The following is a 20,380-nucleotide window of genomic DNA, read 5'->3' on the forward strand; positions in this document are numbered from 1 at the left end:
AACGTGGGTGGCGCTCGACCGTGGAGGAAGGGTTTCGGGCATGACTGCCACCTTAACCCCCGCAAGTTGACATACAGAATCGAGGCCCAGCCATCGTCACCGCTCATGAGGGCCAGTACCGGGCAGACATGACGAAAAACCGGCGGCCCGCCCGTGATGGGGGCGAACCGCCGGCCAGCGTGGATTTCATCACAGCAGGTCAGTGCTGGTGATGATCCTCATCGTCGTCCTTCTTCTCTGCCACCAGGGTTTCGGTGGTGAGCACCAGAGCGGCAATGGATGCGGCGTTCTGCAGGGCGGAACGCGTGACCTTGACCGGGTCGATGATGCCGGCCGAGACCAAGTTCTCGTACTCGCCGGTCACGGCGTTGTAGCCGTGGCCCGGTTCGAGGTCCGCCACACGGGAGGCCACCACGTAGCCGTCCTGTCCGGCGTTCTCGGCGATCCAGCGCAGGGGCTGGACCAGGGCGCGACGCACGATACCCACGGCCGTGGCGGCGTCGCCGTCAAGACCCAGATCGGCGCCGTCGAGCGCCTTGGAGGCGTGCACCAGAGCGGAACCGCCGCCGGCCACGATGCCCTCTTCGAGGGCGGCGCGGGTCGAGGAGACGGCGTCTTCGATGCGATGCTTGCGTTCCTTCTGTTCGACCTCGGTGGCGGCGCCCACCTTGACCACGGAGATACCTCCGGCCAGCCGAGCCAGACGTTCCTGGAGCTTTTCGCGATCCCACTCGGAATCGGTGCGCTCCACCTCGGCCTTGATCTCGGCCACGCGATCGGCGACCTGTTCGGCAGTGCCGCCGCCGTCCACCACGGTGGTCAGGTTCTTCGTCACGCTCACGCGACGAGCGGTACCCAGCTGGGTCAGGTCAACGCTGTCCAGCGAGATGCCCAGCTCGGAGGTGATCACGGTGCCGTTGGTCAGCACGGCCAGGTCCTGCATGATCGCCTTACGGCGGTCACCGAAACCGGGAGCCTTCAGCGCGACGACGTCCAGGGTGCCACGCAACTTGTTGACCACCAGGGTGGACAGGGCTTCGCCCTCGACGTCCTCCGCGATGATCGTCAGCGGCTTCTTGGCCTGCAGCACCTTCTCCAGGACGGGCATCAGGTCCTGTACGGAGGAGATCTTGCCCTGGTAGAGCAGGACCAGGCTGTCCTCGAGGACGGCTTCCTGGCGTTCCTGATCGGTGATGAAGGAGGGCGAGAGGTAGCCCTTGTCGAACTGCATACCCTCGGTGACATCCAGCTCGACCTCCGTGGAGGAGCCGTCCTCGATGGTGATGACACCGTCGGTGCCCACGGTCTCGAAGGCGCGAGCAATCAGCTCACCGATCTCGGTGGACTGCGCGGAAATCGCGGCCACGTGGGCCACGTCCTGGCCTTCGACCGGGCGGGCGTTGTCCAGCAGGCGCTGGCAAACGGCCTCCACCGCGGCTTCGATGCCACGCTTGATCTCGCTGGGCGCCGCACCGGCGGCCACGTTGCGCAGACCCTCCTTGACCAGGGCCTGAGCCAGCACGGTCGCGGTGGTGGTGCCGTCACCGGCAACATCGTTGGTCTTGGTGGCAACTTCCTTGGCGAGCTGCGCACCGAGGTTCTCGTACGGGTCGTCCAGCTCTACTTCGCGAGCAATGGTGACGCCGTCGTTGGTGATTGTGGGGGCGCCCCACTTCTTGTCCAGGACAACGTTGCGCCCGCGCGGGCCAAGGGTGACCTTGACGGTGTCGGCTAGCCGGTTGACGCCGGCCTCCAGGGCTTTGCGAGCGGCGTCGTTGAACGCCAACTGCTTGGGCATGTGTGCTCCTTATCGGGCGAGAAGACTAAGAGTGAAAACGCGGTACCCGTGCGCCACCCACTCACGAGTAGGCGCAGCGGGCACCGCGCAGAAAGGTTGCGGAAGATTTACTTCTCGATGACAGCCAGCACGTCGCGCGCCGGGAGCACGAGGTACTCTTCGCCGTTGTACTTGACCTCGGTTCCGCCGTACTTGGAGAAGATGACCAGGTCACCCTCCTTGACGTCCACGGGGATGCGGTTGCCCTTGTCGTCGACGCGGCCCGGACCAACAGCCAGGACGGTGCCCTCCTGGGGCTTTTCCTTGGCGGTATCGGGGATGACCAGACCGGAAGCAGTAGTCTGCTCGGCGGCCAGCGGCTGGACCACAATGCGATCCTCGAGAGGTTTGATGGAGACCGACACGATCTCTCCCTTTCTTTAGGCGTATGAGACGGTGAGCGTCCACGGTGGTTCACGGGGTCCCGTGACCGCGGATGCGCTACGAGCCAGTTGGCGTGCCAACCGTCGTCGCGGTGCCGATTGAGCGCCTGGCCCTTAGCACCCTCACCCGGAGAGTGCCAATAGTCACTCTAGGGTTGGGTTGGCAGTCGGTCAAGACGAGTGCCAAACGTTCACTCGCCGGAGAAATCATTTAGGGCATCAATATGTTCGCTATTAGTTTGCGCACATGAGATCGCTCCCGATAACTTGTGAGGTAAGGCAATCCTAAGACGACGCATTCGCGGGTCAGGGGGCGACGGCGCCGTCGCACCTACCCGGCATCGCCACCGGTTTGCGCGGCCGCCCGATCTCGCATCTTCCCTGACACTTGAGGAACGTAATGAACCGCATCAGCCCCAAGGCCATGGCACTGCTCACCGCAGGTGGCCTGCTCGCTCTCACCGGTTGCTCCACCGAAGCCGCCGGCGACTCCTCGTCCGAGGAAAGTTCGTCGAATGAAACCGTGACCGTGGAACACGTCCAGGGCACCACCGAGGTTCCTCAGAACCCCGAGACCGTGATTTCCATGGACCTGGGTGTGATCGACAGTTTCGAGGCCCTGGGAGAAGAGGTCGACGGACTCCCCAAGCCCGCGTCCCTGCCGGACGAGTTCGAGAAGTACCAGGACGAGAAGTACGTCAATGCCGGCGGCATGAAGGAACCGGACATGGAAGCGATCTCCGCCGCCAACCCGGACCTGATCATCATTTCCGGCCGCACGGCTGACTTCTACGACCAGTTCTCGGAGATCGCACCCACCGTGGATCTGACCATGGACCAGAAGGACCCGGTGGGTTCGTTCAAGAAGCAGTCCGAGACCATCGGGCAGATCCTGGGTAAGGAGTCCGAGGTCGAGGACAAACTGGCCGAGGTGGATCAGCAGATCTCCGACACCAAGCAAGCCGCGGCGGACGCGGGTTCCGCCATGTTCCTGATGACCAATGCCGGCGAGGTCAACGCCTACGGCCCCGGCTCGCGTTTCGGCAACATCGTCTTCGACACCCTGGGCCTAGAGCCCGCCGGTGACGTGCAGTCCGAAGGCACCCACGGTGAGTCCCTTTCCTTCGAGGCCATTTCCGAGGCCAACCCGGACCGCCTGTACGTGATCGACCGCGACGTGGCGGTGGGCCAGGGAGAATCCGGTCAGGCCGCGCAGCAGGTGCTGGACAATGACCTGGTCAACCAGACCACCGCCGCCGCTGAGGACCAGGTCACCTACCTGGATCCCTCCGCGTGGTACATCGTGGGACCCGGCCTGAACAACTTCCCCAAGATGATCACTGAAGTTCAGGACAGCTTGACGTGAGCACTATCGCTCGCGCACCCGAGAACACCGGCGGCACCGGTTCGGCTCCCGAACCCGCTGTAACCCGTGGAACGACCAACCGCACGGACCGGGCCACCACGCCCGGGCCCTTCAGGCGGTTGCTCCGCTCCAACGGTGCCCTGGTGACGGCCGCCCTCGCGGTCTTCATCTTGGCGGTGATCTCAACGTTCGTGGGCGTCGCGGATGTCACGCCGGCCACCCTGATACGTCAGGTGGCCGGCGGGGACACCGCCGGGCTCCAAGAGTCCTTTCATTTGCTCTCGGTCTCCCGCTTTCCACGCACCATCTCCGTGGTTCTGGCCGGTATGGCCATGGCCGTTGCCGGCCTGATCATGCAGCAAATGGCACGCAACAAGTTTGTGGAGCCTTCCACGGTGGGCACCGTGGAATCCGCGTCCCTGGGCCTGCTCGCCGTCACCGTGCTGATCCCGAGCGCCCCTCTGCTCGGCAAGATGGGTGTGGCCGCGGTCTTCGCCGTGGGCGGTACCGCATTGTTCCTTGCCGTGCTGCAAAGGATCCCGCTGCGCAATGCGCTGCTCGTGCCGCTGGTCGGCATCATGCTCGGCAACGTGATCGCCGCGATCACCACGTTCTTCGCATACCGGTTCAACCTGCTGCAAACGCTGAACACCTGGATGATCGGCGACTTCTCCGGCGTGCTCAAGGGCCGCTACGAACTGCTCTGGCTCGTGGCCGCGCTGACCTTGATCGGCTACATCGCCGCCGACCGCTTCACGGTGGCGGGCATGGGTCAGGATGTCTCAACGACCCTCGGCGTGAACTACAAGCGCATCATGGCGCTCGGCATGACCATCGTGGCTCTGATTTCCGCCGTGGTGGTCGTGACCATCGGTTCCATTCCCTTCCTGGGTCTGGTGGTCCCCAACATCGTGTCACTGATGATCGGTGACAACATGCGCCGCTCGGTTCCATGGGTGGGCATCTTCGGTGCGGGCTTCGTGCTCGTGTGCGACATCGTGGGCCGTGTGATCCGTTTCCCGTTCGAAATCCCCGTGGGCACCGTGGTGGCTGTGGTGGGTGCCGCGATCTTCTTGGCCATGCTGCTGCGGAAGCGAGCTCGTTCCTGATGCCCCCCAAGTCCTCCGCTCTGCCCATGCCCAGTGCCATTCAGCAGAAGCACAAACGCTTGGTCGTGCGTTCCGTGTCGCCGGTCGTGGTCACCGTCGGCATCGGCGCCCTGGCGCTCGTGTGCATTGGCCTGTACCTGTTCCTGGGCCTCGACTCCAATGCCGCCTACGTTCTCCCCCGCCGCGCGAATCGCGTGTTCACCATGGTCCTGGTGGCTTTCTGCGTGGGTGTCTCCACCGTGTTGTTTCAGACGGTCACATCCAACAGGATCCTGACGCCCTCCATCATGGGCTTCGATTCTCTGTTCATGCTCATCCAAACGGTCCTGATCTTCGTGATCGGCACGGTGGGTCGCACCCAGCTGGGTACTTATCCCCTGTTCATGCTGGAGCTCGGACTCATGGTGGTCTTCGCGGCCATCATGTACCGCTGGCTGTTCACCGGCTCCGGCCTGTCCCTGCACCTGGTGTTGCTGATCGGAATCGTGTTCGGCACGTTGTTCCGCGGTATTTCCTCGCTGCTGCAGCGGTTGCTGGATCCCAGCGAGTTCATGGTGCTCCAAGACTCCATGTTCGCCTCGTTCACCGGTGTGGATCTGGGGCTGCTGCGAATTTCCGTGCTCATCATCGCGGTCGCCACCGTTCCGCTGATCGTGATGCGCCGTCGCTTCGACGTGTTGTCCCTGGGACGCGACACCTCCATCAGCCTAGGGATCAATCACACCCGCACGGTGACCACGGTGCTGATCGTGTGCTCGATCTTCGTGGGCGTGTGCACCGCCCTGGTGGGTCCCATTACGTTCTTCGGATTGATCGTCGCGAACCTGGCGTACGCGCTGTGCCGTACGTTCCGACACGCCTGGATCCTGCCGATCTCCGTGCTGTTGGGTGTTGTGGCCCTGGTGGGCGGACAATTGATCCTGGAACGTGTATTCGCGTTCGATACGGCGCTGTCCATTGTGATTGAGTTCTGCGGTGGGTTGTTGTTCTTGTTCCTGCTGTTGAGAGGGTCCATCAAGTGATCGAGCTGTCCGGTCTCACCAAGAACTATGGTGAGATGACCGTGGTGGACCATGTCTCGGCTCGGATCGAGTCCGGTGGCGTGGTGTCAATCATTGGCGCCAACGGGGCCGGCAAGTCCACGGCGCTGTCCATGATCGCCCGCTTGGTGGCCATGGATGACGGCTCCGTGTTTGTGGACGAACACGACGTGCTCAATACGCCCTCGGACGTACTGGCCAAGAAGTTGTCCATCCTGCGCCAGGAAAACACACTGAACGTGCGCCTGACGGTGCGCGATCTGGTGGGCTTCGGCCGTTTTCCGCATTCCAAGGGCCGGCTCCGTCCCGAGGACACCGAACACATCGACCGGGCCCTGGATTATCTGAACCTCCACGAGTTCCAGGACCGCTATGTGGACGAACTTTCCGGCGGCCAGCGCCAGCGCGTGTTCATTGCCATGGTGATCGCCCAGGACACCGATTACGTGCTCCTGGATGAGCCGCTCAACAACCTGGACATGAAGCACTCCGTGGAAATGATGAAGCTCTTGCGGCGCATGACCCACGAGCTCGGTAAGACGGTGATCCTGGTGATCCACGACATCAACTTCGCGTCGTGCTATTCGGACCGCGTCCTGGCCATGAAGGAGGGTGCCCTGGTCTGCCAGGGGACCCCCGAGGAGATCATGCAGCCGGACATTCTGCGGGACATCTACGACATGGACATCCGTGTGGAGGTCATCAACGGCCACCACGTGGGCATGTACTACATGTGACCCGCGGGCGAGCTCGTGATGTGATGGAACCGTGACTTCCCCCGCCGATGCAGAGATGCACGCCCTCGCCCAGCTCCTCACGCCCCAGGGTCTGCACCTGGTCGACTCGATCGGCCCCTACGATCCGGCGCGCTCCCTGAAGCTGTCCGAATCGCTGCGAGCAGAGGGCTACTCCCCGGAACTGGTCTCCGCTGCCCTGACACAGTCCAAGCTGCGCACCCAGGCGCGGGCCAAGTTCGGCGAGTTTGCCGATCACATGGTGTTCACCCGCAACGGACTCGAACAGGCCACCCGGTGGTCCGTAGCCGCCCTGCACGCCCGTCGATTCGCCCAGGCGGAGCTCACGCACGTGGCCGATCTCGGCTGCGGTATCGGCGCGGACTCCCTGGCCCTGGCCGCCCTGGACCGCACCGTGACCGCCGTGGACAAGGATGAGCTGACCGCGGCGGTGGCCACCGTGAACCTCACGGGGTGGCCCCGCACGACCGTGCTCTGCGGCGACGTCGAAACCCTGGATCTGGCCGGTCTCGACCAAGGCGCGCCCGACGGCGTCTGGCTGGATCCCGCACGCAGGGTCACCGGTTCGGGGCGCACCCGGCGCGTGTTCGATCCCGAGGCGTTCTCGCCGCCCCTGTCCTTCGTGACGGGCTTGGCCGGGGAAGGTCTGGCGGTGGGCGTCAAACTGGGCCCGGGCATCCCCCACGAGCACATTCCCGGCGGCGCTGAAGCCCAGTGGGTCTCCGATCACGGCGATGTGGTGGAAGTGGTGCTCTGGTTCAACGCGGTGCGCCGCCCGGAGGTGGCCCGCGCGGCCCTGGTCCTGGGCTCGCAGGCGGACGGCACCGCGACCGCGGCTGAACTGACCTCCGAGAGCTGGCAATCCCCCGCGCCCGAAGGGCAACTGCTGGGTGAGGTGGGTGAGTACTTCTACGAGCCGGACGGCGCCGTGATCCGCGCCGGTCTCGTCACGGATCTGGCGCGGGCCTTGGACGCGCACCTGGTCCACCCGGCGATCGCGTATTTGTCCGGGGACGAACTCCACGAGAGCCCGCTCGCGACCGCGTACCGCGTGCGCGAGGTGCTGGCCCACAACGTGAAAGCCCTGAAGAAATGGGTGCGGGATCACAACGTGGGGATCCTGAACATCAAGAAGCGGGGAACGGACGTCACCCCGGAACAGCTCAGGAAACAGCTGGCACCGCGCGGCACCGAACGAGCCACTTTGGTGATGACACGTTTGCAGCACAGCGGAAGCGAACGTCGCGTGGTGCTGGTCGTTGAACCCGTACACTGAAGTACCCGCGCAGCAGTGCGGGACCGGTGAACAACTCCCGGTCTCGTTCATGGACCGCGGCACATTCCCGGTGCACCCATGAGAGGACCACTGCCGTGCACATTGATTTCGCCTCGTCCGACCGCTCTTCGCTGGGCGTCGAGTGGGAGATCGCCCTGGTCGACCGTGAGACCGGCGAGCTCGAGCCGCGCGGTCAGGAAGTCCTCGAAGCCGTCATTGCGGCCAACCCCGACATGGGCGAGGACGGCAACCACCCGCGCGTGACCGGCGAGTTCCTGCAGAACACCGTGGAAATGGTCACGGGGGTGTGCCACAGCGTGGAAGAGGCGATGGCGCACCTGAAGCTGACGTCGGACGAGATCCGCAAGGCCGCAGACCCCGAGGGCCTGGAGATCTTCGCCGCCGGCACCCACCCGTTCTCAGAGTGGGAGGACCAGCCCGTGGTGGACAAGGAGCGCTACTACAAGGTGGTGGACCGCGCGCAGTACTGGGGCCGCCAACTAGTGATTTACGGACTGCACGTGCACGTGGGTGTCGACCACAAGAACAAGGCGCTGCCCGTCCTCGAGGGTCTGTTGAACTATTACCCGCACCTATTGGCGCTCTCGGCCAATTCGCCGTACTGGTGCGGCCACGACACCGGCTACGCATCCCACCGCTCGCAGGTCTTCCAACAGCTACCCACCGCGGGACTGCCGTTCCGGTTCTCGGCCTGGGACGAGTACGAGTCCTACGTCCAGGATCTACTCACCACGGGTGTGATCGAGGACGAATCGGAGAACCGCTGGGACATCCGCCCCGTACCGCGCTTCGGCACCGTGGAAATGCGCGTGTGCGATGGGCCCTCCACCCTCCACGATGTGAGCGCGTTGACCGCTCTGACCCAGTGCCTGGTGGAGTCGTTCTCCCGCACGCTGGACAACGGTGGGACGGTTCCCACCATGCCGCCGTGGCACCACCAGGAGAACAAGTGGCGTGCGGCCCGTTACGGCTTGGACGCGATCATCATTCAGAACGCACAGAACGAGGAGCGCCCGGTCACAGAAGACCTCACCGGGTTGCTCAATCAGCTGGAGCCCATTGCTTCAGACCTTGGCTGCGGCACCGAGTTGGCGCGCGTGGAAGACATCATCCGCAACGGCGCCGGATACCAACGCCAGCACCGCGTGGCCAAGGAGCACAACGGTGACCTGCGCGCCGTGGTCCTGGACATCGTGGAACGCAACCGCACCTCGTTCTGAGCGGTTACACCGTTCCCATCGAGACCGTGGACACCGGCAACCCCGGATCGGCGGTGAACACGATGCCGGTCGCGGCGCGACCCTCGGCCACCAGCCGCGCCCCGAGTGCGGCCACCATGGCCCCGTTGTCGGTGCACAGGTTCAGCGGCGGCACGATCACCTCGATCCCCCGGGCACGGCAGCGCTCGATCACCAGGGCACGCAGCCGCGAATTCGCGGCCACTCCGCCGCCCATCAGCAGCGTGTCGATCGAGTTCTCGGTGCACGCGAGCGCGGTCTTGCGGGAGATCACATCCACCACGGATTCCTGGAAGGACGCGGCGACATCGGCGACCGGTACCGGCTGCCCGGAGGCCTCGAACGTCTCCACCACCCGCGCCACCGCGGTCTTGAGCCCTGAGAAGGACATGTCATAGCGGTGCGAGCCCGGTTTCTCCGCCGAGCCCATGTACTTGCCCGCGGTCAGCCCTCGGGGGAAGCGGAACGCGGCGGGGTCACCGTTCCGGGCGGCCTTGTCGATGGCCGGTCCCCCGGGATAACCCAGCCCGAGTAGGCGGGCGACCTTGTCGTAGGCCTCGCCGGCGGCGTCGTCGATGGTTGCACCCAGCAGGCGGACGTCACCCGTGATGTCCGGGACGGAGAGAATTTCCGTGTGGCCGCCGGAGACGAGCAGCGCGCCCAGATTTTCGGGGAGCTTCCCCCGTTCGTCCAGCAGTCCCACGCTCACGTGCGCCACCAGGTGGTTGATGGCGTACAGCGGTTTGCCCGTGGCGACCGCGAGCGCCTTGGCCGCGGCCACGCCCACCATGAGCGCCCCGGCCAGACCCGGCCCGGAGGTCACGGCAAGGGCGTCGACCTCGTCCAGCGTGACGTCGGCGTCGGCGAGGGCGGTCTGCAGTGTGGGCACGAAGGCCTCGAGGTGGGCGCGGGAGGCGATCTCGGGGATCACACCACCGAAGCGCGCGTGTTCGGCCATGGACGAGGACACGGTGTTGGTCAGCAGTTCGGTGCCGCGCACAATGCCCACGCCCGTTTCGTCGCACGAGGATTCGATGCCCAGCACGAGCGGTTTAGCGGTTGCCATGGATGGTCCTTCCGTCCGCGCTGCGCCGCGTCGGCCCGGCCGGGGCCAGCTCGCAGCGCATGATCAGCGCGTCATGTCCGTCCCCGTAGTAGCCGGGGCGGGTGTGGATGTGTTCGTAACCGAAGCGCCTGTACAGCGTTTGCGCCCGGTGGTTGGTTGAGCGCACCTCCAGCAGAATTTCGGTGCCTCGGGCGTGGCGTGCGGCCTCGTGCAGCGTGCGCAGCAGCGCGCCTCCGAGCCCCTTGCCCTCGTGCCCGGCGGCCACGGCAATGGTCTGGACGTCCGCGACCGGCGGGATGCACATCATGCCCGCATACCCCACGATCTCCTGCTCATGCGTGAGCACCCAGTACTGCCGGGTGGGGTGGGCCAGTTCCTCGTCGAACATGTGGCGCGGCCACGCGTCGCCCGGGAACAGCTCGGTCTCTAGCGCGTGGACCCGCTCCAGGTCCGCGGGCTGCATGGGGCGCAGGGCGTAGCCTTCCGGCAACGACGACGCCGCCGCGCCGGCGGGTTGATGTCCGGTCACCGCAGTGCCTTCTTGCGGTGGACGGCCACCTTGGCATCGGATTCACGCAGGTAGAGCGGGGAGGTGTCGGTGCTCAGCTCGATGCCACGCTCCTGCCGCGCCCACGCGGCTCGGGACAGGTCCGCGGCGGTGGGTTGCCACTCGGCGGAGTCGGTCACCAAGTTCGGCAGTTGTGCGGCGTGGAGTCCAGCGCCGTAGCCGTGAACCGGTAGTGCGGGGAGCTGGTCGGGGGCGGTGACCTGCGGGCCGCCCACTGGTCGCGCGAAGCGGCCGTGCCCGTCCTCGTGCGTCATGTACCGGCCCCAGTACAGCTCCTTGCGGCGAGCATCGGTGGCGACCAGGAACTCGGTACCTTCCGCCGCGTCCTGCGCCGCACGGTGGGCCAAGGCATCGAGGGAGCACATGCCGTACACGGGCAGCTGCCACGCGAAGCCGAAGGTGCGGGCGCTCACCAGGCCGGCGCGGAGGCCGGTGAAGGGACCGGGTCCGGTGCCCACGAGAATGGCTTTCAGCTGGGGCGGCTCAATGCCCGCCTGACCCAGCAGGTTGTAGACGGCCGGGGCGAGCGCTTCGGCGTGGGAGCGGGTGTCCCGGGTGGCGAATTCCGCCAGCACCTCCCCGTTACGGGTCAGCGCCGCGGACGCGATGGACGACGAATCCAGACTCAGCACAAGCACCCGAACAGTCTAAGCCCCGCCGCTCGGGGAGCCGGGGGCTCAGAGGTCCAGTCGGTCGGACCAGCGGGGCCCGTAGCCACGCATGATGATGGTGCGCGGCTCGTCCGTGTCCTGCTCGTCCTCGTCCCATTCTTCGTTGAGGGCCTCGAGCGCCTTGGAAATGTCCGCGCCTGGCTCGATCGTCGCGGCCCCGGCGCGCTCGGTTCCAGCAGTTTGGGTCTCAGCCTTCTCGGTGTCGCTCGCAGCCTGATTGACCTGGTAGTCCAGGGTGAAAGCCGCCGACGGCGCTCCCACCGCTCCCCGCGGTCGCACGATGTCGATCACCAGGCGGGACTCGCTCAGGTGTTCCACCTTGCCCGTACCCCACTCGACCACGGTCACGCTGGATTCCACGGTGTCCTCCAGGTCGATGTTGTCGATGTCCGCGGCGGTGTCCAGGCGGTACGCGTCCACGTGCACCAGATCCGGCCCGCCGGGGTTCGACCCGCCCGGCAGGTTCGGGTGCTGTCGGGACAGCACGAACGTGGGAGAGATGATGCCCTCCCGCACCCCCAATCCGGCCCCGAGACCCTGCGTGAACGTGGTCTTACCCGCGCCCAGTTCGCCGTTGAGCATGAGAAGGTCCCCGGCCTTCAGATGCCCGGCAAGTTTCTGCGCAATCAGCTGGGTTTCCTCGGCGGAAGCCGGGTAACGGGTCAGGGTCCAATTCGGCTGGGTGTAGGACTCCCCCGACGAAACGCGAGTGGGCCGCGGATCCTGCGGCAGGCTGTGCGCGGCCAGCGCACTCGCGCTGCGGGACACGGTGACGTCCCCCAGGGTCAGGTGGCTGTGGCTCGTATACTCACGCGGCACCCGCGGGGACACCCGCGTGACGATCTCGTAGTTGATGCTCCCGCTCGCATCGGCCCAGTCGGTGGCGGAGGGGTAATCACCGGCCCCGAACAGCACGGCTTCGTCCCCGATGTGCACCATGGGATCCACCGCTTCATCCACCAACGGGGTACCCGCGGGGATGCCTTCCGGCGTCACCGTCGTTCCCTGCGCCAGGTCGATCACGCACTGGTCCATCGCGATCCGACCCACTACGGGGTAGACCCTGCCCCCGATGTGGACGGGAGCTCCGGTTGCAACGCGGGGAACGCCGTCGGCGTACCCCAGGGGAATGAGCGCAAGGTGCGTGGGGGTTTCGGTGCGGTAGGTCAGGCCGTAGGACACTCCGTGTCCGGTGGGCACGGCCTTGACGTTGGCCACGCGTGTGCGCAGGGTCATGGCGGGAATCAGGCCGAAATCCTTGGGCGTCCGGTCCTCGAACGGGCTCAGTCCGTAGATGCCCAGGCCCACGCGCACGGCGTCGCGCAGGATGTAGTCGGGGTCCTCGAGCTGATCCGCGGACAACAGCGCCGGGGTGTTGGCGGCGTGGATCATGGCCGGCTTCAAACCTGCCCGGCGTGCGATCCGCACCGCGTCCGTCAACGCGTTGAGCTGTTCCATGGTCTCGTCGCCGCGAGCGGGCTCGTCCGCGACCGACAGGTGCGTGAAGATGCCCTCCACCTCCACCAGGCCCTGATCCTGTGCGGCCACCACGCGTTCCACGAGGTCCGGCCACTGCGCCGCGGTGGAGCCGTTACGGCCCAGTCCGGTGTCGATCTTCAGGTGCAACGTGGCCGTCTTGGCCGTCTCGCGGGCGGCGTCCAGTACGGCGTGGAGCTCCCAGCCGCTGATACCCAAGGAAATATCGTGGTCGAGAGCGCCCACGAAGTCGGTGCTGGTGGTGTGCAGCCACGACAGCACGGGCGCAGCGATCCCGGCGTAACGCAGTGCGAGCGCCTCACTCACGTGCGCCGTGCCCAACAGGTCCGCGCCGGCGGACAGCGCCGTGCGGGCCACCTCGGGTGCGCCGTGGCCGTAGCCGTCCGCCTTGACCACGGCAATCAGCTTCCGCCCGCGGGCCAACTGTGTTAATCGGACCACGTTGTGCCACACGGCGGAGAGGTCGATGACCGCGCTGCGCTCGCTGGGTTCCTCGGACTGCCACGACGTTGTTACGCTCACGTCCTCCATTGTGCCTTCTCCGCGCTCGTGCCGTGCACAGCATCGCACGTTCGTCGCCCTGCTGTCCGACGGTTCCCGTTAGGCTGGTCGCGTGCCTCAACAGACCCCGCCGCGCGTGCTGCTCGTTAGTATGCACACCTCGCCCGTGGACCAACCCGGCTCCGGGGACGCCGGTGGGATGAACGTGTACGTGCTGCACCTGGCCCGCTCACTGTCCCGGCGTGGCTGGGCGGTGGACATGGCCACCTTGGACCGCGATCCGTCCCACCCTGCCGGTGTCAGCGTGAACCAGCTGCCGGACGGCCCCCGTCTGCTGGCCGTCGCTGTTCCCGGTGCCGCCACCGCTCCCAAGCAGCGCCTCCCCGCGTTCGCGCTCGCGTTCGGCCGCGCCCTCGCCGCCTTCTACCACGACGACGCCGTCCCCCTCCTGGTCCATGCCCACTACTGGCTGTCCGCGGTTGCGGGCCGCAAGATCCGTGCACAGCTCAACATCCCGTTGATGTTGACGCTGCACACGTCCGCCGCGGTGAAGAACCTCCGGGCCGGTCCCGGCGAGAACCCGGAACCGGTGGCCCGCGAGCGGGCGGAGCAGGAGGTGGTGGCCACCTCGTGCACCCTGGTGGTCAACACCCCGGCCGAGGCCGATCACATGGTGGAGCTCTACGGCGCACCCCGCGAGCGGATTCGCGTGATCCCTCCGGGGGTGGACCCGGCGGTCTTTTATCCCGTGGTGAAAACCGCCCCGCACCCCCACCGCGCCGCGCAATCCGACCGCGTCGGAGCACCGCCGTTCACGGTGTTGTGCGCCGGCCGCATGCAACCCCTCAAGGGACCGCAGGTTCTGGTGGCCGCCCTGGGGCTGTTGCGCAGGACGCATCCGGAGTCCGCGGTGCACCTGATTCTGGCGGGCGCGGGTTCCCCGGAGTTCTTGGCCGAATTGCACCGGCTGACGCAGGACCACGGCGTGGCGGACGCCGTGCAGTTCCGGGGCTCCATGCCGGCCGCCGAGCTTGCCGAGCTCATGCGCTCCGCGGACGCGGTGGCCATGCCGTCCTCGTCCGAGACCTTTGGACTGGTGGCCCTGGAAGCCCAGGCGTGCGGAACCCCGGTGCTGGCCACGAATGTGGACGGACTGCGCTACGCGGTGCAGGACCACCGGACCGGGTGGTTGGTGCCGGGGCGCACCCCTCAGCTGTGGGCGGAAGCACTGTACCGAGCGGCATCGAACCCCGAACACTGGCGAGCCATGTCCCGGGCCGCCGCGGAACGTGCGCGCGAACTCACATGGGATCACGCGGCCGCCCAACATGAGGTGGCTTACATGCGCTGCGCAGGCGAGCGCGTAACCACCTAGACTCGAGGGTGTGACCACCGCGTATCTCAGCCGTGAATCGTTGGCCAGGTATCTGGATCGATCCCGGATCACCGGCGCCGTAGCGACCCCTCGCGAAGCCAACCTGCGTAATATCCAGGGTTTCCTGGAGGGTGACCAGCACCAACACATGGGTGTCGAGCAAACCCGGAACTGGACCTACAAGTCCGTGTTCAAACTCATGCGTGAGCGCGTGGGCATCAATGAGGACCCCAAGTACACGCAGGGCCAGGACTCCATTTCCGCGAACCTGTGCATTGCCGCGCTCGACACGTACGCGGACATTTTCAGTGAGGCCGTCAAGGGCCGCAAACGCTTGTTGTTCGCCACGGCGCACCCCGCCGGCCTCGCCCCCGTCTACGCCCGGCTCGCCCGCGTAGCCCGAAAATCCGGTGCCCGCGTGCTCCGCGTTGACGGCGCCCTGCCCTTCGAGGACGGCGACGTGCGCCAGATCGAGGACGTCGTGATGGTCGAACAGTACGGCGGCCTGCGACACACCCACTCCCCCGAACCCATGAGACTGGTGCTGGCGCAGCTGGCTGCGGATGGCCGCGAGCAGCCGGACCTCGTGATCTCCGATCACGGCATGGCCGGCCACGCCGGTTCCCGGGCCAAACTGCGCACCATTGCCATGGGTGACTGCAACGACCCCGGAATCTTCGTCGCCGAGGCGCAGGGCGACGTGGCAGTCGCCGTTCCCCTGGACGACAACGTGGCCCCGCACCTCTACAACCCGCTGGTCGACTACATCATCTCCCGCGCCGGACTCGCGGGGCAGGACCGGCGGTAGGCCGCTCCCGTCACACGACGGCGCCCGGTACCGAAACGCTTCGGTACCGGGCGCCGTCGTTCGTAGCCGGGCGTGTTTAACGCTCGATCTCGCCGCGGATGAACTTCTCCACGTTCTCGCGAGCGGTATCGTCGTCGAACTGCTCTGGCGGGGACTTCATGAAGTACGAGGACGCCGAGGTCAGCGGGCCGCCGATGCCGCGGTCCAAGCCGATCTTGGCCGCGCGGATGGCGTCGATGATCACACCGGCGGAGTTCGGGGAGTCCCACACCTCGAGCTTGTATTCCAACGAGATGGGGGCATTGCCGAAGCCGTGGCCCTCGAGGCGCACGAACGCGAACTTCCGGTCATCCAGCCAGCCCACGTAGTCCGAGGGGCCGATGTGCACGTCCTTGGCGCGCATTTCGTGCGGCACGTTGGAGGTCACGGCCTGGGTCTTGGAAATCTTCTTGGACTCCAGCCGGGAACGCTCCAACATGTTCTTGAAGTCCATGTTGCCGCCCACGTTGAGCTGATAGGTGCGATCGAGCACGTAACCGCGGTCCTCGAGCAGCTTGGCCAGCACACGGTGGGTGATAGTGGCTCCCACCTGGGACTTGATGTCATCACCCACGATGGGCACACCGGCGTCGCGGAACTTCTGGGCCCATTCCTCGGTGCCGGCAATGAACACGGGAAGCGCGTTGACGAAGGCCACACCGGCGTCGATGGCCGCCTGCGCGTAATAGCGGTCCGCGTCCTCGGAGCCCACGGGCAGGTAGGACACGAGCACGTCCACCTGGGCATCGCGCAGTGCTTGCGCAACGTCCACCGGTTCGGCGTCGGACTCGGTGATCATCTCGCGGTAGTACGTGCCCAGCCCGTCCCGGGTGGGGCCGCGCTGGACGGTCACGCCCAGGTGCGGGACATCCGTGATTTTCATGGTGTTGTTCTCGGACGCCAGGATCGCCTCGGAGAGGTCCGAGCCCACCTTGGCCGCGTCCACGTCGAAGGCCGCTACGAACTCGACATCACGCACGTGATAGGCACCGAACTGCACGTGCATCAGGCCGGGAACGGCCTCGGACGGGTCGGCGTCGCGGTAGAAGTGCACGCCCTGGATCAGCGATGTGGCGCAGTTGCCCACACCTGCAATGGCCACGCGAATGGGGTGTTCGGACACGGTTCTCCTCGGGGAATCAAATAGTTGGTGGTCATTGTGCGGACCCGCACCGACACACGGGTGGCTGACCACCGCTAGTGCCCCGCCGCACAGAACCGACTCCACAGTCTAGTCACGCCGCGGGTCGATTGATGCACCGTTGCGGGCGGGCGCGGGCTCACCAGGACAGCGCGGCCTCGCCGATCAGCAAAACGGAGACCGCCAGGAACACCACACCGGCCACGAGTTCCACACCCACCGAATGGGCCTGGAACCGTGCGGCCAGTGTCGGCACGGACCCGAACCACGCGACCGCGCAGAACCATGCCAGTCCCACCGCGAACAACAGCGCGGCCACGAGCATGGATTCCCACCACAGCGCATTGGCCGGTACCACCGACGCGAATAGCGCAATGAAGAACACAATGGCCTTGGCGTTGGAGAGGTTGGTGATCATGCCCTGCACCACTGCCCGGAATCCGGTCAGGTTCTTGGTGCCCAGGATCCCGCCACCGCGCGCGCTGGCTGCGGGCTCCGGGATCTGCTCGGCGGCCTCCACCGTGGCCGGTGACGGCGCGGCCTCACCCGCGCCGGGTCCGGCACCGCCCGCAGCAGCCGCGCTCACGGACCCCGAACGACGTCGTGAATTGGATCTGGCCGCGAGCGCCGAGCGAATCGAGCCGTAGCCCATCCAGGCGAGGAACAGGGCGCCCGCGATCTGGATGATGAGTTTGAGCACCTCGTTCTGGTTGATCACCACCGTGACGCCGGTGAGCGAGAGGGTGATCCAGATGATGTTGCCGATCATCACGCCCAGGGCGGTCAGCATGGCTTTGCCGCGCGAGGACAGGAACGCGTTGCGGAGGATGACCAGGATGTCCGGGCCCGGCGAGACGATGCCCGCGACCCAGAGACCGAGTAGTGCCAAGTACTGTGTTGTGCTCATGCGTGCTTGGATTCGGTGGCGGCACCCCAGATGTTGATATCTGCATCCGTGACGAGCGCGTCGATCCGTTCGAGTTCGGCCGGGGTGAAGTCCAGGTTGTGGACGGCCGCCGCGGAATCCGCAATCTGCGCCGGTGAAGACGCCCCGACGAGTGCGGTGGTGACCTGACCTTCGGGCTGCGGACGCAGCACCCACGCGATGGCCATTTGAGCCAGAGTTTGCCCGCGGTCCTCGGCCATCGAGTTCAGTTCCCTGATCTGCTCCACGGTGTTGTCGGTCAACCATTCCGGGTTGAGGGACTTACCGGCCGCCGCGCGGGATTCCTCCGGAACACCGCCCAGGTACTTGTCGGTCAACATGCCCTGCGCCAACGGGGAGAAGCTGATGGACCCCATGCCGGCGGCCGTCAGTGCGGCGAGCAGGTTCTTTCCGTCGGTGCGCTCGTTGGGCTGCTCGATCCAGCGGTTGAGCATGGAGTAGGAGGGCTGGTGAATGAGCAGCGGGGTGCCCAGCTCCCTCATGATCTGCTGCGCCGCGAGCGTGAGGTCCGCGCTGTAGGACGAGATGCCCACGTAGCTCGCCCGACCCGAGCGCACGATGTGGTCCAGCGCGCCCATGGTTTCCTCGAGCGGGGTGTCGGCGTCCGGGCGGTGGTGGTAGAAGATGTCCACGCGATCCAGGCCCATGCGTTCCAGGGACTGGTCAAGGGAGTCCAGCAGGTATTTCCTGGAGCCGCCCACTCCCCCGTACGGGCCCGGCCACATCTGCCACCCGGCTTTGCTGGAAATGATCAGTTCCTGACGGTACCGCGCGAAGTCCTCACGGAGGATACGGCCGAAGTTCAGCTCGGCCGAACCCGCCGGCGGTCCGTAGTTGTTGGCCAGATCGAAGTGCGTGATGCCCAGGTCGAAGGCTTTGCGCAGGGTGGCGCGCATGGTGGACAGCGGGGTGTCGTCACCGAAGTTGTGCCACAGCCCCAGGGACAGCGCCGGCAGCTTCAGGCCCGAGTTCCCCACCCGCCGGTAAGGCATGGTGTCGTAACGATCCTCGGCCGCGGTCCAGACTGTGTCATCACCAAAAGTCAGCATGGGAACTAGTCTGCCACCTGACTCAAAGCGACCGGTTGTCTGCCTCATAAGCTTTCTCACGAGCGTGTCAGGGATACTTGTGGAGACGGATTTCCGCGTCACCGTCAGCTCATGTCCGTCCACTCATTTCAGGAGGTCGCCCCGTGTCGCTCACCAATACCGCCATGGCCCGGCTGCGCGCCATGATCCTCAACGGTGAGCTGGGCCCCGGCGACAGATTGCCCCCCGAGAAGGAACTTGCAGAGCACTTGGGCCTGTCACGCAGTTCGCTGCGCGAGGCGGTCAAGGCACTCGAAGTGGTGCGCATCCTGGACATCAGGCAGGGCGACGGCACCTACGTGACGGAGTTGAACACCCAGCACCTGTCGGAGGCAATCTCTTTCGTGCTGGAGCTGCACCAGAACTCATCGGTGCTGGAGCTGCTGGAAACCCGCCGCGTTCTGGAAGCCGCAGCGGTCGAATTGGCCGCAGCTCGGATCTCGGAGGAACAACTCGAGAAGATCCAGCGGACCTTGGATAAGACCGACGTGGAGAACATCGACTCGCTCGTCGACCAGGATCTGGCGTTCCACGGCATCATTGGAGACGCTGCGGGCAACGGTTATCTGAGTTCACTCACCGGGAGCCTCAACTCCCGAACCGTGCGCGCGCGAGCATGGCGCGGTATGACGCAGCAGGGCTCGGCCGAACGCACCATGGAGGAGCATCAGGAGATCTTGGACGCCCTTCGGCGCCGGGATCCGGCACTGGCACGCGCGGCCATGATCCACCATTTGCAGGGCGTGGAGCGCTGGCTGCGCATTGCACTGACCGAGTCTCCCTTGTCCGAGATCCCTGAGGACCTCAACGGCTCGACCGATTGAGCGTCTCAATCGGCCGGGCCGTTGCAGATAAGCAGCCTCAGATCACTCGGCAGGGCGCAGGCGCAGGGCCTCCATGCCGCCGTCCACGGCAAGATCGACGCCACTGGTCGATGCATTGAGAGGGCTGGCCAGATAGCAAATGGCTGACGCCACCTCATCCGGTTCCACCAGCCGGCCATGCGGCTGGCGGGCGTTCAAGGCGGCACGTTCCGCCTCAGGGTCCGGAGCCTTGGACAGCAGGTTTCCGATCCACGGAGTGTTGGCGGTTCCCGGGTTCACACAGTTCACCCGGATGCCCTCGCGCAGGTGATCCGCGGCCATCGCGCGGGTCATCGCGAGAATCGCTCCCTTGGTGGCCGAGTACAGCACACGTTCGGGTAGGCCCGCGGTCGCGGCAATGGAGCATGTGTTGACCACGGACGCGTGCTCCGATTTCCGCAGGTACGGCAGCGCCGCGCGGGTCACGCGGACCATGCCCACCACGTTGATGTCCCAGACGCGGTGCCACTCGTCGTCGTCATTAGCGGCGACATCGCCCTGGGCTCCGATGCCCGCATTATTGATCACCACGTCGATACCGCCCAGCTCTGCCACGGTGGTGCCGATCGCGTTCTGGACCGAAGCGTCGTCGGCGACGTCGCACTGGACCTGGAGCGCGCCCGGGGCGGCGTTCGCGGGGTTGAGATCGAGAACGGCCACTTTGGCACCGCGAGTCTGCAGCGCCCTAGTCGTGGAATCTCCGATGCCGGAGGCTCCTCCGGTCACAATGGCAACCAGTCCATCGAATTCTTGTGAGCTCATGAATCCCTCTCTTCTTGCTTGAATGCTGGG

The 20,380-nt window shown here is 65.8% G+C and carries 19 protein-coding genes; 9 read left to right on the forward strand and 10 right to left on the reverse strand.

Annotation, left to right across the window (positions count from 1 at the left end; genetic code table 11):
* Positions 1-199: 199 nt before the first annotated feature.
* Both groL and groES read right to left on the reverse strand, forming a co-directional pair.
* Positions 200-1,798 (reverse strand): chaperonin GroEL, encoded by a 1,599-nt coding sequence (gene groL, locus AC3ENJ_RS05475; protein ID WP_431813351.1) that lies wholly within the window; start codon positions 1,796-1,798, stop codon positions 200-202.
* Between the two features lie 107 nt (positions 1,799-1,905).
* On the reverse strand, positions 1,906-2,202 hold the full coding sequence (gene groES / locus AC3ENJ_RS05480; RefSeq protein WP_095798825.1) for a co-chaperone GroES: 297 nt from the start codon (positions 2,200-2,202) through the stop codon (positions 1,906-1,908).
* A gap of 418 nt (positions 2,203-2,620) precedes the next feature.
* On the opposite strand from groES, the gene AC3ENJ_RS05485 reads away from it, so the two are divergent.
* From AC3ENJ_RS05485 to AC3ENJ_RS05510, 6 genes are all read left to right on the forward strand, one after another.
* Positions 2,621-3,586, forward strand: coding sequence for a siderophore ABC transporter substrate-binding protein (locus AC3ENJ_RS05485; RefSeq protein ID WP_190781403.1), 966 nt, complete (start codon positions 2,621-2,623; stop codon positions 3,584-3,586).
* Positions 3,583-4,695 carry an ABC transporter permease gene (locus AC3ENJ_RS05490; protein WP_320414963.1) on the forward strand — a complete coding sequence of 371 codons (1,113 nt, stop codon included), beginning with the start codon at positions 3,583-3,585 and terminating at the stop codon, positions 4,693-4,695. Before AC3ENJ_RS05485 ends, AC3ENJ_RS05490 begins: the two co-directional genes overlap by 4 nt.
* Entirely contained in the window at positions 4,695-5,717 is a 1,023-nt protein-coding gene (locus tag AC3ENJ_RS05495; RefSeq protein WP_498957839.1) for an iron chelate uptake ABC transporter family permease subunit, read from the forward strand. The genes AC3ENJ_RS05490 and AC3ENJ_RS05495 overlap by 1 nt, the downstream gene beginning before the upstream one ends.
* A complete protein-coding gene (locus AC3ENJ_RS05500) occupies positions 5,714-6,472 on the forward strand; it encodes an iron ABC transporter ATP-binding protein (protein ID WP_190781401.1) in 759 nt (252 codons plus the stop codon). Before AC3ENJ_RS05495 ends, AC3ENJ_RS05500 begins: the two co-directional genes overlap by 4 nt.
* Positions 6,473-6,503: 31 nt before the next feature.
* On the forward strand, positions 6,504-7,766 hold the full coding sequence (locus tag AC3ENJ_RS05505) for a THUMP-like domain-containing protein (RefSeq protein ID WP_431813353.1): 1,263 nt from the start codon (positions 6,504-6,506) through the stop codon (positions 7,764-7,766).
* A 95-nt stretch (positions 7,767-7,861) separates the two neighbouring features.
* Positions 7,862-9,007, forward strand: a complete 1,146-nt coding sequence (locus tag AC3ENJ_RS05510) for a glutamate--cysteine ligase (RefSeq protein ID WP_190781400.1) — start codon at positions 7,862-7,864, stop codon at positions 9,005-9,007.
* Between the two features lie 4 nt (positions 9,008-9,011).
* Here AC3ENJ_RS05510 and tsaD read toward each other — a convergent pair whose 3' ends face one another.
* The 4 genes from tsaD to alr are packed head-to-tail and all read right to left on the reverse strand — an operon-like array spanning position 9,012 to position 13,349.
* Positions 9,012-10,091: a tRNA (adenosine(37)-N6)-threonylcarbamoyltransferase complex transferase subunit TsaD gene (gene tsaD, locus AC3ENJ_RS05515; RefSeq protein ID WP_431813354.1), complete on the reverse strand. Its 1,080-nt coding sequence runs from the start codon at positions 10,089-10,091 to the stop codon at positions 9,012-9,014.
* On the reverse strand, positions 10,078-10,620 hold the full coding sequence (gene rimI / locus AC3ENJ_RS05520; protein WP_431813355.1) for a ribosomal protein S18-alanine N-acetyltransferase: 543 nt from the start codon (positions 10,618-10,620) through the stop codon (positions 10,078-10,080). The genes tsaD and rimI overlap by 14 nt, the downstream gene beginning before the upstream one ends.
* The gene (tsaB, locus tag AC3ENJ_RS05525) at positions 10,617-11,297 is read right to left on the reverse strand and encodes a tRNA (adenosine(37)-N6)-threonylcarbamoyltransferase complex dimerization subunit type 1 TsaB (RefSeq protein ID WP_190781398.1); all 681 of its coding nucleotides are present in this window, start codon (positions 11,295-11,297) and stop codon (positions 10,617-10,619) included. Before tsaB ends, rimI begins: the two co-directional genes overlap by 4 nt.
* A 39-nt stretch (positions 11,298-11,336) precedes the next feature.
* Positions 11,337-13,349, reverse strand: a complete 2,013-nt coding sequence (gene alr / locus AC3ENJ_RS05530) for an alanine racemase (RefSeq protein ID WP_431813356.1) — start codon at positions 13,347-13,349, stop codon at positions 11,337-11,339.
* A gap of 91 nt (positions 13,350-13,440) precedes the next feature.
* On the opposite strand from alr, the gene AC3ENJ_RS05535 reads away from it, so the two are divergent.
* Together AC3ENJ_RS05535 and AC3ENJ_RS05540 are read left to right on the forward strand one after the other, a co-directional pair.
* Positions 13,441-14,703, forward strand: coding sequence for a glycosyltransferase (locus AC3ENJ_RS05535; RefSeq protein ID WP_431813357.1), 1,263 nt, complete (start codon positions 13,441-13,443; stop codon positions 14,701-14,703).
* Positions 14,704-14,713: 10 nt separating this feature from the next.
* The gene (locus AC3ENJ_RS05540; protein ID WP_190781396.1) at positions 14,714-15,511 is read left to right on the forward strand and encodes a phosphatase; all 798 of its coding nucleotides are present in this window, start codon (positions 14,714-14,716) and stop codon (positions 15,509-15,511) included.
* A gap of 76 nt (positions 15,512-15,587) precedes the next feature.
* Here AC3ENJ_RS05540 and AC3ENJ_RS05545 read toward each other — a convergent pair whose 3' ends face one another.
* From AC3ENJ_RS05545 to mgrA, 3 genes are all read right to left on the reverse strand, one after another.
* Positions 15,588-16,673 carry an inositol-3-phosphate synthase gene (locus tag AC3ENJ_RS05545; RefSeq protein ID WP_190781395.1) on the reverse strand — a complete coding sequence of 362 codons (1,086 nt, stop codon included), beginning with the start codon at positions 16,671-16,673 and terminating at the stop codon, positions 15,588-15,590.
* A gap of 157 nt (positions 16,674-16,830) precedes the next feature.
* Positions 16,831-17,598 carry a LysE family translocator gene (locus AC3ENJ_RS05550; protein WP_190781394.1) on the reverse strand — a complete coding sequence of 256 codons (768 nt, stop codon included), beginning with the start codon at positions 17,596-17,598 and terminating at the stop codon, positions 16,831-16,833.
* Entirely contained in the window at positions 17,595-18,686 is a 1,092-nt protein-coding gene (gene mgrA / locus AC3ENJ_RS05555; RefSeq protein ID WP_190806872.1) for an L-glyceraldehyde 3-phosphate reductase, read from the reverse strand. Before mgrA ends, AC3ENJ_RS05550 begins: the two co-directional genes overlap by 4 nt.
* Before the next feature lie 143 nt (positions 18,687-18,829).
* Here mgrA and AC3ENJ_RS05560 point away from each other — a divergent pair, with 143 nt between their 5' ends.
* Positions 18,830-19,549: a FadR/GntR family transcriptional regulator gene (locus tag AC3ENJ_RS05560; RefSeq protein ID WP_190806871.1), complete on the forward strand. Its 720-nt coding sequence runs from the start codon at positions 18,830-18,832 to the stop codon at positions 19,547-19,549.
* A gap of 42 nt (positions 19,550-19,591) precedes the next feature.
* Here the strand turns inward: AC3ENJ_RS05560 and AC3ENJ_RS05565 are convergent, their stop codons facing one another.
* Entirely contained in the window at positions 19,592-20,350 is a 759-nt protein-coding gene (locus tag AC3ENJ_RS05565) for an SDR family NAD(P)-dependent oxidoreductase (protein WP_190806870.1), read from the reverse strand.
* Positions 20,351-20,380 lie beyond the last annotated feature (30 nt).

Source organism: Kocuria sp. cx-455 (genome assembly GCF_057707085.1).

Excerpts from the sequence above, each read along its gene's own strand:
- AC3ENJ_RS05495 (WP_498957839.1), top strand. The coding sequence starts at position 4,695 with ATGCCCCCCAAGTCCTCCGCTCTGCCCATGCCCAGTGCCATTCAGCAG.
- AC3ENJ_RS05485 (WP_190781403.1), top strand. The coding sequence starts at position 2,621 with ATGAACCGCATCAGCCCCAAGGCCATGGCACTGCTCACCGCAGGTGGC.
- AC3ENJ_RS05565 (WP_190806870.1), bottom strand. The coding sequence starts at position 20,350 with ATGAGCTCACAAGAATTCGATGGACTGGTTGCCATTGTGACCGGAGGA.
- mgrA (WP_190806872.1), bottom strand. The coding sequence starts at position 18,686 with ATGCTGACTTTTGGTGATGACACAGTCTGGACCGCGGCCGAGGATCGT.
- tsaD (WP_431813354.1), bottom strand. The coding sequence starts at position 10,091 with ATGGCAACCGCTAAACCGCTCGTGCTGGGCATCGAATCCTCGTGCGAC.
- AC3ENJ_RS05550 (WP_190781394.1), bottom strand. The coding sequence starts at position 17,598 with ATGAGCACAACACAGTACTTGGCACTACTCGGTCTCTGGGTCGCGGGC.
- groL (WP_431813351.1), bottom strand. The coding sequence starts at position 1,798 with ATGCCCAAGCAGTTGGCGTTCAACGACGCCGCTCGCAAAGCCCTGGAG.